This is a genomic window from Defluviitoga sp., from assembly GCF_035349255.1.
Classification (GTDB): domain Bacteria; phylum Thermotogota; class Thermotogae; order Petrotogales; family Petrotogaceae; genus Defluviitoga.
The window spans coordinates 11,288-25,069 of sequence record NZ_DAOPSE010000003.1 but is presented as its reverse complement, the minus strand read 5'-3'; the positions used below and the strand labels follow the sequence as shown (position 1 = coordinate 25,069).

The following is a 13,782-nucleotide window of genomic DNA, read 5'->3' as shown; positions in this document are numbered from 1 at the left end:
GAAGTAAAAGGTGATAATTCCTATTGTTGCTGGTGGGAAATCTTTAGAACGAGAGGTTTCTTTTAGGAGTGCAAAAAACATTGAGAAGAGTCTTAGAAATCTAGGGTTTGATACTTTGATTTTAGATCCAATTGACAAAGACTTTATAGACCAAATTAAAAACTATTCCTTTGTCTTTAATATTGTTCATGGTGATTTTGGTGAAGATGGGAGACTTCCATCTCTTTTTGAAATTTTAGGTATTGATTATACATGTTCAAATCCTGAGACATCTTACATAACTTATGATAAGTATGTATTTTTTCTCTTTTTTAAAGATTATTTAAAAATGCCTAAAACATTTCTGACAAACGATTTTATACCTCCTCCTTTTGAATTTCCTTTGGTTATCAAACCTAGAAAAAGTGGTTCAAGTAAAGGTGTTTATATAATACACGATATGAAGGAGTATAATCTCTATTTAAAACAAGACTTGTTAGATTTTGAAGATATTTTGATTCAGGAATACATAAAAGGAAAAGAGATCACCATTTCTTTTGTTCAGGAAGATGAAGAATTTATACTTTTACCTTTATTACAGATTATTCCGAAAAAAGAATTTTATGATTATGAAGCTAAGTATACAACTGGTTTAACCGATTTAAAACCATGGCTATTTCCTCCAGAAAAAATAAGAAAACAAGTGGATAGAATTGGAGCGATAATTACAAATTTAATAGCCTTGAAAGATATGTTTAGAGTTGATGCAATCATAAACAATAATGATGATGTTTATGTATTAGAGGTTAATACAATACCTGGTATGACAGATTTAAGTGACCTGCCAACTTCTGCAAAAGCTATTGATATAGAATTTGAAGACATCGTCAGGACTATCTTGAGCAACCATTCTATTTCTTTAAAAGAATCTAAGCAGAGAGAAAGTAGCTTATAAGTTAATAAAATATCAAAAATCATGGTGAGAATTAGTTGAATAAGATGTCTGATAACTTTAAAATGGCAAGATAACGATCTGTTTTTAGAAGGCAGAGTACTAAATGAATAAAAATTTTTTTGGGATGTCAAAATAGAAAGGGTTAGGGAGCGAAGTTATTCTCTTTAGATATGGGTATTAAAGATGTCAAACGAATCTTTAGTTGATATAGAAGATTAAAAGGTAGTAGGTATTTTTTAAAAGACTAAATCTGAATCGTTCACAAACATATACTTTTGAATTTCTAAGACGCCATTAAACGAATAGTTTGTAAGGAGGAATAAAAAATGCAGTTTCAGGGTACTACAATATTAGGCGTGAGAAGGAACGGTAAAACGGTTATAGGGGGAGATGGACAGGTTACTATGGGAGAAACTGTTTTTAAGGGAAACGCTAGAAAGGTGAGAAGAATAGGAGAAGGAAAAGTAATATCAGGTTTTGCGGGTTCTGTAGCAGATGCCTTAGCATTATATGAGAGGTTTGAAACAAAGTACAAATCTTCTAATGGAAATTTAATTAGGGCTGCCGTAGATCTAACAAAAGAATGGAGAATGGATAAGGTATTGAGACGATTAGAAGCTTTGTTACTTGTTGCGGATAAAGAAAATATGTTATTAATTTCTGGAAATGGTGAAGTTTTGGAACCCCAAGAAGATGCTATAGCTATAGGTTCTGGAGGACCTTATGCATATGCTGCTGCAATTGCACTTCTGAGGAATACTGACTTGGATGCTGAAGAGATAGTTAGGCAATCATTACAAATAGCAGGTCAAATTTGCATATATTCGAACGAAAATATTGTTTTGGAGATTATAGAATGAAAGAGTATGTATTTGCAGTACCTACAAATTTAGTTAATCAAATAATTATTACAAATACGAATTTCATTAAATTGAAATTTTCCGAATTTTCAAAGATCATAGAATATGGAGATTTTTTTGAAAGAAATAAGATAGAAAATGACTCATCTTTTAAACAAATAATCCCATATACAGTTTTTAAAAATAGAGATAGCAAATATTTGGTATTAAAGAGAACCGAAAAACAAGGAGAAAAAAGGCTCCATAACATGATTTCTTTGGGCATCGGCGGTCATATAAACGAAAAAGATAAAGGGTTTTCAAAAGAACAAACATTTTTTAATGGAATGGAAAGAGAAATAAACGAAGAAATATGGCTTTCTAATCCAGCAAAATATGTTTACAGAGGAATCATACGAGATAATTCTGAAGATGTTTCTAATGTACATTTAGGAATCCTTTTTGAAGGTTACGTGAAACATGCTGAAATAAAGGAAGTAGACAACTTTCACAGTGCTTGGCTCACAAAAAGTGAAATAGAAAAGTTAAAAGACGCAAAATTAGAAACTTGGGCTAAAATTGCTTTAGAAAATATATAATTCATCCCCTTTTTATGCTGAAGGGGATGTTTTTATTTTTATTGAATAATTTTTATTTATGTAATAATTTTTACCCATTTTTCCCTACTTTTATTCTAGGATCTAAAAACCCATATATTAAGTCCAATAATATCATACCCACTATGTATATTAGAGTGGTTATTGAGAGATTACCTAGAAGTACTGGTATATCGTTTTGTTGTACTGCAGCCCAATACAAAGTTCCCATGCCCGGCCAACTAAATATACCTTCAAATATCAATGCACCAGAAAAAGAATTTAACAAAGATAAAACAGACATTGTTAATAAAGGGGGAGCGGAAGTTCTTAATGCATGTCCATATAAAACGGATTTTTCAGGTATTCCACGAGCTCTAGCTGACATTATATAATCTTCTTGTAAATTCACTAAAACTATATTCCTTGTCAAATAAGCTCTTCCCCAGAAACGTATAAGAACGAGTGTCATTACAGGTAAAAACATGTGGTACAACACATCCCCAACCCTTTTTAAAAAGGTTTCTGGAGGAGGAACACTGAGTATTCCACTAGAGGGGAAAAAAGGAAAAATGAATGCGAAAAGCATGATCATAACTAATCCAACCCACCATGTAGGGAGCCCATAGCATACCATAGTGATTATTGAAGTTGTCTTATCCATGTATCCTCCAACTTTTTGTGCTTTTCTTATTCCTAACCGTATTCCAAGAAAAATATCTATAATTGTGGCCAAAGTAAAGAGAAGCAAAGTGTTTGGGACCCTTTCTAATACTATTTTAAAAACATCAGTTTCCCCTTTAAAAGACCGAATCACCATAGATTGTCCGTAATTAAAGGTTAGGGTATCAATCCATCTAGAAAAAATCATGGGAATTATTGGTTCTTTTAAAAGATATATGTTACTCACTGCAAACATTATGTTAAAAAGAACCGAATATATAAAAATAATTACAACATAAATTACAATTCCCATCAATATTCTTTTAAAAGCATATCTACAATACATTAAATTAACCACCTTCATATGGTTTAATACTACAAAATACAATAATAAGTTATTTTTTATGTCTCAAAAATGAGATAAGGATAACAACAAATTATTTTAAAAACCCCACAAAAGTGGGGTTTTTATTTAATATTTTGTACTTTCTAATTTATTTCTTTGTGTAGATAACAAGCCACATAGTGCCCGTCATTTGAATTTTCTTCAAGTTCTGGGTCATTATCACTTTCATAACAAATTGGTTTGGCGTACAAACATCTTGTATGGAATCTGCATCCTTGAGGTATATTAGAGGCTGATGGGATTTCTCCTTTAATAGGAATATCTTTAATAATATTTTCTTTACCAGCGATTGGTTCAGGAACAGCAGCTATTAGGGCTTTTGTATACGGATGTAAAGGATTTTCTATAATTTCGTCAGAAGTACCTAATTCCACAATTCTTCCAAGATACATTACAGCAATTCTGTCACAAAAGTATCTCGCAGTAGAGAGATCATGAGTAATATAGAGATAAGTTAAATTCAATCTCTCTTGAACTTCTTTCATCATGTGCAAAATTTCTGCTCTTGTAGAAAGATCGATCATAGAAACGGGTTCGTCAGCTATAATTAGATCTGGAGAAAGCACTAAAGTTCTCGCGGTAGCTACTCTCTGCCTTTGGCCACCGCTTAACATATGTGGAAACCTATCTAAAAACTCGTCTGGAGGAGTCAATTTAACTTCTTCGAGAGCTTTTACAGCTAATTGTTCCATTTCCGCGTGATTTTTGGTTTTTTCATGAATAATTAAAGGTTCGTACAATACGTCCCTAACCCTAAATCGTGGATTCATTGATGCATATGGATCTTGAAAAACCATCTGGACATCTTCTTTATATTTCTTTATATCTTTGGCGGAAGATAAAGAAGAAATATCAACCCCCTTGAAGATAATCTGTCCCGCGGTTAGTTCTTCTAATTTCATAATTAAACGGCCAGTCGTAGTTTTTCCACATCCCGACTCACCAATGAGCGCAAAAATTTCTCCTTTTTTAATGTCAAAACTTATGCCATCTACAGCTTTCACCCATTTTCTTTTGCCTTTAAAAACTTCTGCAATGCTTCTTCTTAGAGGAAACCATTTTTTTAAATTTTTTACACTTAAAATTATTTCATCATTCATCGTAACACCTCCAACATGCAACAAAATGCTCCGGTTCGATTTCTCTTAAAGGAGGTTCATTTAAACTACATTTATCAAAAACAACGGGACAACGTTCATGGAACCTGCATCCAGTTGGAGGATTTAGAAGATCGGGAGGAGTACCAGGTATAAATGCTAATTCTTCTACTTTTTCTCGTAGCTTTGGAGTAGCTCCTAAAAGGCCTTTTGTGTATGGATGAGAAGGTCCTTGCCGACCATATATTTGACTATTGGTTCCGATTTCTGCTATTTTACCAGCATACATCACCATTATTCTATCTGCAACTTCTGCTTCTGTTGCTAAATCATGTGTGATAAATATAAAAGAAAGGTTTAGTTCATGTTTTAATTTTTTTAGCAAATTTATTATTTGTGCTTGAACTACAACGTCCAAAGCTGTTGTGGGTTCGTCTGCGACGATAATTTTTGGTTCAAGAAAAAGAGCTGTAGCTATAACAACCCTTTGTTTCATTCCTCCAGAAAGTTCATGAGGATATCTTCTTAAGACATCATCAGACAAACCAACATAATTTAAATATTTTTTAATTATTTCAAGAGCTTGTTCTTCTTCCATTTCACGATGATTTAAGAGAGTTTCTAACATTTGCTTTTTTATGCTATATACTGGAGTTAAGCTATTCATAGCACCTTGAAATATCATGGATATTTTCGACCATCTAATTCTTTTACGTAACTCATTTTCATCTAAAGGAACAATATTTTCATTATCTATTATAATTTCTCCATCTACTATTCTCCCCGGAGGGCTAGGCATTCTTAAAAGGCCCATGCCTAAGGTGGTTTTTCCACATCCCGACTCACCAACTAAACCAAGTGTTTCTCCTTCTTTTAGAGTAAAGCTCACATCATCCAAAGCTTTGACAACACCTTTACGCGTATAATAGTATATTTTTAAATTATTAACAGCTAAAACATCGCTCATTTTTATCTACCTCGTTCTTAGTTTTGGATTTAGGATTGTGTCCATTGCAAAACCAATAAATGCAAAAGTCATTCCTATAAGGGCTATGGCAATACCTGGTGGAACTACCCACCACCACAGTCCATTTGTAACGGCTCCTCCGTTCATTGCGTCATGAAGGATTTGGCCCCATGTTACTATAGTAGCATCGCCCAAACCAAGCAAACTTACCGATGCTTCATAAAGTATAGCACTTGGTACATTTAACGCCATACTAGCAAATGAGTATGGGATTAAAATAGGTACCATATGCTTAAAAATTATTCGGGCATGTGATGCACCCAAAGCCTTAGCAGCTTCTACATACGTTTCTTCTTTTATTTGCAAAGCCATGCTTCTTACAGTCTTTACAGGACCTACCCAAAAAAACAAACACATCATAATTATTAGTGACCAAATGCTAGGTTTAAATATAGCAGCCAAAACTATTAAAACTGGGAGTAAAGGAATATTTGCAAAAATTTCCCAAATTCTTTGCATTACGGAATCGACAATTCCTCCATAATAAGCGGAAACAACACCATAAATGACCCCTACTGTAACAGAAATAGCAGAAGTCAGGAGTCCGATAAAAAGAGCCCATTTAGTGCCAGCTATTAAACCACTCCAAATATCTCTTTTTGCGTTATCTGTACCTAAGATACCTGACACTGCGCCAGACAAGACTAGTTTTGGTTCCTCAATAATTGTATCTGCAGAGGTTTTTATTATGTTAACTTTAAATTTATACGTGCCCTTCAAAGGTTGAGGGTTTGAGAGAATTGTCTCATTTGCTTGAGCAAAAAGCACGTTATTTACTTTTACGCTTTGAACTGAGGAATTCTGGTATTTTTTAGCAAAGCTTTGAACAGGATTTTTTGCTTCAGTACCAATCGCGACTCTAAAATCTTTCCATGATGGAGAACTAAAATTTTTGTTTACTAAATTTAAAACATTACCATCAGGTCGTTCTAAAACGATGTTTAAAGTAAAAGATCCTTTATATCTTCCTCTATAAATCAAATCTATAGGTGGAACATCATAACGATAATCATATTCTATTACAGATGTCATCAAAGTCATAGTAGGAGACATTATATTTTCTTCAAAATTTATATCATCTATGTAGGTAGTAGGGGTATAATCTTTTTTACTAAACCAGTTAATCCACGCTGGAGGCGCATTTCTGGGATTATCTTCCCAGTAGGTTATATCTCTCCATCGTGTAGAAGCTTCTGGAAAAGGAATCAAAAAACTTTCAAATATCGTTACTAAAATTGCAATCACGAGAAAAATTATTCCTATAATCCCAAATTTAATTTGTTTAAATTCATTCCAGAAATCAACTAGCTGCATTTTTAGTCTACTGGATGATTTTTTAGGTTTTTTTTCAGCACTCACGCTTTCCCACCTACTTTTATTCTAGGATCCAGGAATCCATAGATTAAATCTAAAACCACAATACCCGCAATATATATTAGGGTAGTTATTGAAAGGTTGCCTAAAAGTACGGGTATATCATTTTGCTGTACAGCGGCCCAATATAAGTTTCCCATGCCTGGCCAACTAAATATACCCTCAAAAATGAGCGCTCCTGAAAAAGAGCCTAACAAGGATAAAAGCGACATTGTTAAAATTGGAGGAGCAGACGTTCTTAAAGCATGCCCATATAAAACAGACCTTTCAGGTAACCCACGAGCTCTTGCAGACATAATAAAATCTTCTTGTAAATTTCCTAAAACTATGTTTCTTGTCAAATAAGCTCGTCCCCAAAATCCAATAAAAACAAGCGTGATTACTGGTAAAGCCATGTGATACAGTAAATCAACAAATTTTGCAAAAAAAGTTTCAGGTGGTGGAACGCTACTTAAGCCTCCAGAAGGAAATATGGGTATAGAGAAGGCGAAAAGCATTATCATAACCATTCCAAACCACCACGACGGCAATCCATAAACCGCCATAGTTGCTATTGAAGTGGTTTTGTCCATAATGCCACCAGCTTTTTGAGCTTTTTTAATTCCTAACCAAACTCCTAATAATATATCTAAAATTATAGATGTTGTAAATAGGATCAACGTGTTAGGTATTCTTTCAACAACAATCTTTATAACATCGGTTTCTCCTTTAAAAGATCTCATGATAGTTGATTTGCCGTAATTAAAGGTTAAAGTATCTATAGCTCTCCAGAAAACTCTCGAAAGTAAAGGGTCGTCAAGGTGATATAAATCCCTAAGTTCTCTAATTCTTCTTTCTCTGTATTCTAATAAATATTGAGGGTCCGTTCCAACTTGAGACATCTTTAACATTTCTCCATTGACTTGTTCAATTATTTGTCCATTTAGTGTTTCTTCCATTACAGTATTGAAAAGGAAGGAATAAATAAAAATGATTATTACATAAATAATAATACCCATAAGGATCCTTCTTATAGCATATCTCCAATACATAAAATCGATCACCTCTTATCAATTACGAGCTCTTTAAAAACAGGCTTCCCCTTATCGGGGAGCCTGTGAAAAAAGAATTATTAAATTGAACTCACTTTAATTACTTCTCTTAATACTAGTAAACAATTATTGTAGTTGAATAGGTTGATGGGATAGCCCCTTCTGATTTAGCTGCCACTGCCACTGAATATGTGCCTGGTTCTAATTTTGCAAGGACACTACCAGGTATAATTGCCACAAATCTACCTGGAGATTCAACTTCTGCTTTGAATGTCATTGTCGCTTCACCCGGTATTATTAATGAAACTTCAACGTCACCCTCGGAAGCGGGTGTGAATGTATCATAAGGATAAAGAACTTCTGACACATTAATATATACAGGAAGGTCTAAACCACCCATTGCTGCAAACGCAAGATCCACACTATCAACATTCAATCTTACTGTTTCAAAGAATGTGTTCCAATAGCCCCTTTCGAAAGGATATCTCTCATCTCTTACAGCGGTTAATTCCACATAACGAGCAACCGGATCATATTTTGACATGTAGAATGGTCCACTTCCAATATAAGCATGACCATATTTGTTAACAAAATCAAGCGCAGTTTGATATCTCTGTACAGCTTCTTCTGGAGTTACAAGGTCTTTAATATAGACAGGAACGTATTTTTCGTTAATCATCTTTTGAAGTTCAGCTTTTATATCTCCAACACATACGGGTTCAATAACATCGACTTCATAGACATTTCCCTTAACAGCAGTAGCTGAGAACGTGTACTCTCTTCCCGAAACTCCTCCATGCTCGACTAACCTAGTTAGAGCTTCGACGATCTCCCAAGATACTCCTATAGGTTGCCCTGATTGAGAAACTGACCAACCTGGTGCTCCCCAAGATGCTAGATACATTTCATCAACAGGGAAGTTATAGTTAAACCAAACAGTTATAGAACCATCTGGATTAACTTTTCTAGCAACTTCTACCTCTAAACCTGGTTTTGCAGAAGCTGAATAAGTAGGATCATATCTGGTATCTCCAGAACCAGAATCTACTGATAAATCCCAGGCGTAAGCGGGAGCATACATATAATCGGTTAAGCTTATTGAGATTCCATGATTCCAAACGCTATGTATTAAATCATACGTACATACACTTATAGATTTTTTCCCAGGACCAACAGGGACCCATTTTTTTGTATCAAGATCAACTTTTATGGCATCTTCGGGTACTTCAATTAAACCAACAAGTTCACCGTTTTCATCTACGTCAAATTTTGTCTCTAAAGTTTCAAGTCTTGGTATTACAGTCGCTGGTATAATATCAGCCGATGCCGGACTTTCAAACATTCCACGTTCATACATCGGTGCAGCAATATTGATAGAGAAAACATCATTGAATCCACTCGTTCCTACAGGATCCCATGCACTCATAAATAGAGCACCTAACGCAGAATGTTGAGTAACTCTTAGTATTCTATCCTTTGTATCTGCTGTAAGTATAGACCATTCATTTAAGCCATCTCCTAAGCCATACACCATTCTTCTATTGAAGCGATCTTTGTTGGCTAGGAAGAATTGATCTTGATATGAAATGTAAATTCTTACAGCATCTTCTAATCCAAGTTCTGTAGCTCTTAGAATAGCATCCCAGTATTCTTCTTCTGTTTTAAATTGTCCCGTGTAAACCTTTTGAGTAAGATAATCGATTTCGTCTTGTACATAATTCCAGTGGGTTGGTTCCTGACCACCAGGCATGTTAGCATACCAAGGTGCATACATTTGACAAACAATATGATGCCAATACTTTCTAGTGGCTCCTGCGCCCCATCCTTCAGTGTAGATATGCCATTCAAGATCGGCAGGATTTGAATAATAAGCGATCTGTATTGCAGTTCTATCTCTTTCTAATCTATCTACTTTTATTCCAGCTTTTTCTATCTGATCTGCAATGTATCTTCCAGCTTTAAGCCTTCCTTCAGGGTCATCTACACGAATCAAGAACTTTAATGTGACTGGTTCTCCGTCAAAGGTCCACCATTGACCACTCTTAACCAATCTACCCTTGTTTTCTGGAAGATTAGCTGCTTCGTTCATAGCTTTTTCGATCATTTCGAGGGCTAAATCCTCGTTTCCTTCAGGTGTAAAACCCATTTTTGCGGCCAGCTGAACATATGGTTCAGTGCCTGGTTGCCCTGGAGTAGCCATTACATGCATTACTCCTCCGGCACCTTGTTGAATTTCATCAACAATGTATTGTTTGTTTATTAGAAAGTTCATTGCAAATCTAACTTCTCGAATTGCCAAAGGATTGAAGTATTCTTTACCTCCAACGTTTACTGTATATGGTGCCTCATTTGGAACTGGATTAAATAGCAAGGACCAAGAACCGGATGGAATCGAGTAAACATCTAGTTTGTCTAGAGTGGATTTTGGCAAGGAATAAACTAGGGGTGCATCTACCGAGGTAAGGAATACATCGACGTTACCAGCTGCGACATCTTGGATAGCAATATCTTCTTGCATTCTTACATCAAAATATACCTTATCTGGCATAGGCCCCTTCTCTGCAAAAATTAAAGCAGAGAGCACACACATCAACACGACTAGCACAGTATTCACTTTTTTCATAGAATCCCTCCTTTTAAAATTGTATTTCTTCTGTCTTTTGAAATTAACTTTTTGATATATGTAGTTATAAAGAAATTTATTTCAAAAGACTTTTTATCCCCTTTACCCAAACTTCATAGTATCCTTGGGTATTTATGCAAAAAACTATTATAAAATTAAAACTTTCTCACAAATAATACATAGTTATTATATTATTTTATAAAATTTACTGTTCATGTAAAAATATTTAATAAGATTAAAGAAAAAAATCTTTGATTAAAATACCTTTATTATTTTTTATATTACTAAAAAAGCTGTTTCTATTAAGACATTTTAATTTAGTTTACTTTAGATATTCACATAAACCGTTACTATTATAATACATTTTTCTTTAGGTTGTCAAGTAAATAAGTTAAATTATATAGTCATATCATTCAAAATGTCTGTAGACTACGATATAATCCAATATTACAAGTAAAAACAGACAAATTAAAAAGCAAGTAACTAACAACTATTGGTTCTTATAAATTAAAAAAATTTTAGTTAAACTAATTTAAGTTAAAAGGTAAAATCATTTTTCAAAAATATTTTTTTTGATCTTTCCATAGTTGAACTAATCTTTCCTTTATCTTTTTTTCATAGCCAACCTCTTTCGGGTAAAAAAATTGGATTTTTTCGTAATTTTCTGGCATGTAACTTTCTCTAACAAAACCTCCATAATCATGCGGATATTTATAATCAACGCCAAATCCCTGCTTTACCATTTTTTTATTGAGTGGATTAATTAATTTTTTAGGGAGTTCAAAGTTAGTTTTGTTTATGAAATCTTTAGCCTTTGAATAAGCTAAGTAAGCAGAATTGGATTTTGGGCAAGCACATAAATATAAAGTTGCTTCAGATAAGGGAAGATAACATTCTGGATAACCAATATGCTCCGTAGCTATCATTGCTGATACAGCAATGTTTAGAGCGTTTGGATCTGCAAGACCAACATCTTCTGCAGCAAGAATAACCATTCTTCTAGCTATATATAGTGGATCTTCTCCACTTTCAAGCATATAAGCAAGATACAAAATGGCAGCATCTGGATCACTTCCCCTCACACTTTTAATGTATGCAGAAATAAAACTATATTTTGCATCTTTATTATAGCTTAATTTAAAACCTGTAAAATCAGAGAGAAATTGTAGATCTATTTCGTTTATAGAAGCTTCCTTAGCAGTTTCTATTAAATTGATTATTCTTCGAAGGTCTTTTCCAGCATAATCCACAAGAGCCTTTTTTGCCTCATCGGTTATATTTATATCTTTGTAATAATCTTTAATTCTTTCAAATAACATTTCATAATCTTTTTCCGATAATTCCTGTGTTTTAAAGATTAAAACCCTAGAAAGCAATGAGGGATTTATGCTTATAGCGGGGTTTTCTGTTGTAGCTCCAATTAGAGTAAGAGCTCCTGTTTCAATACTTAATAAAAGTGTATCTTGTTCAGCTTTGTTTAATCTGTGAATTTCATCAACAAATAAAAGTTTTGGCTTAGAAAAAAGATTATCTTCTTTTTCAATTATACTTTTAATAGTTTTCTTACCCTCTAGAGCACCTGAAATAGTATATATATCATAAAAGTCTTTAATTTCGTTTAGTAAAGCTTTAACAATGGTAGATTTACCTGTTCCGGGTTCCCCATATATGATAAAAGACCTAACTTTTTTATTTTTTACCCAGGTCTTGAGTACTTCTTTCAATTTCTCATTTCCTAAAATTTCATCAATGTTTTTGGGGCGTATTTTTTCATACAGAGGTTCTATACCATTCAATAGTATTTTTCACTCCTTCTTTTAAATTGAATGAAGGTTGCCAGTTTAAAATCCGTTTGGCTTTTTCATTTGAAAGCACACTTACCTCTAAATCTCCAGGCCTTTTCGGTTGATATATAGGAGATTTTTTGTAGTTAGTTTCTTCTTTCATTATTTTAAAAAGCTCGTTTATACTTGTTGCTTCATTACATGAGATATTTAATATTTCGTTATCAGCATTGTTTATGGATAAAATGTTAGCTTCGACAACGTCATAAACATGAATAAAATCTCTTATCTGTTCCCCATTTCCGTAGATTTCAACTTCTTGGTTCTTTAGCATGTTTTCTGTGAATATTGCAACTACACCTGCTTCGCCTTTAGGAGTTTGTTTAGGCCCATAAACATTAGAATATCTTAATATTGTATAATTCAGTGAAAATTCTTTTGAAAAAAATTTTATGTAATGTTCACAAGCTAATTTGGAAATAGCGTATGGACTTATTGGATTTGGACAAAAATCTTCCGTTGTAGGTATAGGAGCATTCTCCCCATAGATTGCTCCACCAGATGAAGAAAATATTATCTTTTTAACTCCATATTTAGAAGATAAGGACAATATATTTAAAGTACCCATAATGTTTATTTCTGCATCTTTTTTTGGGTTATCGACAGATTCTGGTACAGAAATTTGAGCTGCTAGATGAAAAACATAGTCAAAATGATGAGTTTCAAAAATGATTTCTAGGACTTTGTAGTCCCTAATATCTTGATGATAAAATAAAGCTAAAGGAGACAACAAATTTATCTTACCAGTTGAAAGATCGTCCACTACCACTACTGAATGGCCTTCTTCTACTAATCTATCGACTAAATTTGAACCAATAAACCCAGCCCCACCGGTTACAAGTATTTTGTATTTGTTTTTGTCAGACATGATTACCTCCTATATTTTATTGATTTGGTCACTTTAGAAATTTTAAAACATGCATTTATAAATTCAAAATCTTATTTTTCAAAAATCTTCATATCTAAAGTGCCTATTTATTAATTTTCTTCTCAAACATTATTATAACATTTATTTAATTTATTATAGAATTTATATTCTAATTAGATATTCGATCACTTCAAAGTTGAATCTAATCTAAATTATATTTGAATCTCTGGATTTTAATCGAGGTGATGGAGGTGTGTCCTACCCCCCTAAACAACTATTAAAACTTAAGAATTTGTCTTCATTTTATCAGAACACAAATTGGGGGATTGTACCTTTCTGCCATGTTTCCAAATTCGAAATCCTCACTTTAAGAAACAATTTTTTCTAAAAGATATAAACAATTAACACTGATTGAAAATATTAATGTTAAAAATTTCTAGAAACAATACTAATTTTGTGTTATAATTACTTAATAATTGT

At 33.3% G+C, this 13,782-nt stretch carries 11 protein-coding genes; 3 read left to right on the top strand and 8 right to left on the bottom strand.

The genetic code is table 11. From position 1 onward, the window contains the following. Positions 1-10: 10 nt before the first annotated feature. The 3 genes from PKN74_RS01645 (at position 11) to PKN74_RS01635 (ending at position 2,372) form a co-directional block, all read left to right on the top strand. Positions 11-934, top strand: a complete 924-nt coding sequence (locus tag PKN74_RS01645) for a D-alanine--D-alanine ligase family protein (protein WP_472307935.1) — start codon at positions 11-13, stop codon at positions 932-934. A gap of 326 nt (positions 935-1,260) precedes the next feature. Further along, complete coding sequence (hslV, locus tag PKN74_RS01640) at positions 1,261-1,794, top strand: ATP-dependent protease subunit HslV (protein ID WP_472307933.1); 534 nt, start codon at positions 1,261-1,263, stop codon at positions 1,792-1,794. Further along, complete coding sequence (locus tag PKN74_RS01635) at positions 1,791-2,372, top strand: NUDIX domain-containing protein (RefSeq protein WP_472307931.1); 582 nt, start codon at positions 1,791-1,793, stop codon at positions 2,370-2,372. Before hslV ends, PKN74_RS01635 begins: the two co-directional genes overlap by 4 nt. A 70-nt stretch (positions 2,373-2,442) precedes the next feature. On the opposite strand, the gene PKN74_RS01630 is transcribed toward PKN74_RS01635, so the two are convergent. The 8 genes from PKN74_RS01630 to PKN74_RS01595 all read right to left on the bottom strand — a co-directional run bounded on the left by PKN74_RS01630 (position 2,443) and on the right by PKN74_RS01595 (position 13,302). Further along, positions 2,443-3,378 (bottom strand): ABC transporter permease, encoded by a 936-nt coding sequence (locus tag PKN74_RS01630; RefSeq protein ID WP_472307929.1) that lies wholly within the window; start codon positions 3,376-3,378, stop codon positions 2,443-2,445. 143 nt (positions 3,379-3,521) lie between these two features. Then, positions 3,522-4,538: an ABC transporter ATP-binding protein gene (locus PKN74_RS01625; protein ID WP_472307927.1), complete on the bottom strand. Its 1,017-nt coding sequence runs from the start codon at positions 4,536-4,538 to the stop codon at positions 3,522-3,524. Then, the gene (locus PKN74_RS01620; protein WP_472307925.1) at positions 4,531-5,502 is read right to left on the bottom strand and encodes an ABC transporter ATP-binding protein; all 972 of its coding nucleotides are present in this window, start codon (positions 5,500-5,502) and stop codon (positions 4,531-4,533) included. Before PKN74_RS01620 ends, PKN74_RS01625 begins: the two co-directional genes overlap by 8 nt. A 6-nt stretch (positions 5,503-5,508) precedes the next feature. Then, positions 5,509-6,876 (bottom strand): ABC transporter permease, encoded by a 1,368-nt coding sequence (locus PKN74_RS01615; RefSeq protein WP_472308041.1) that lies wholly within the window; start codon positions 6,874-6,876, stop codon positions 5,509-5,511. A gap of 41 nt (positions 6,877-6,917) precedes the next feature. Further along, positions 6,918-7,967, bottom strand: a complete 1,050-nt coding sequence (locus tag PKN74_RS01610; protein WP_472307923.1) for an ABC transporter permease — start codon at positions 7,965-7,967, stop codon at positions 6,918-6,920. Positions 7,968-8,082: 115 nt separating this feature from the next. Beyond that, on the bottom strand, positions 8,083-10,650 hold the full coding sequence (locus PKN74_RS01605; RefSeq protein WP_472308039.1) for an ABC transporter substrate-binding protein: 2,568 nt from the start codon (positions 10,648-10,650) through the stop codon (positions 8,083-8,085). A 497-nt stretch (positions 10,651-11,147) separates the two neighbouring features. After that, a complete protein-coding gene (locus PKN74_RS01600; protein ID WP_472307921.1) occupies positions 11,148-12,386 on the bottom strand; it encodes a replication-associated recombination protein A in 1,239 nt (412 codons plus the stop codon). Beyond that, positions 12,361-13,302 (bottom strand): NAD-dependent epimerase/dehydratase family protein, encoded by a 942-nt coding sequence (locus PKN74_RS01595; RefSeq protein ID WP_472307919.1) that lies wholly within the window; start codon positions 13,300-13,302, stop codon positions 12,361-12,363. Before PKN74_RS01595 ends, PKN74_RS01600 begins: the two co-directional genes overlap by 26 nt. Positions 13,303-13,782 lie beyond the last annotated feature (480 nt).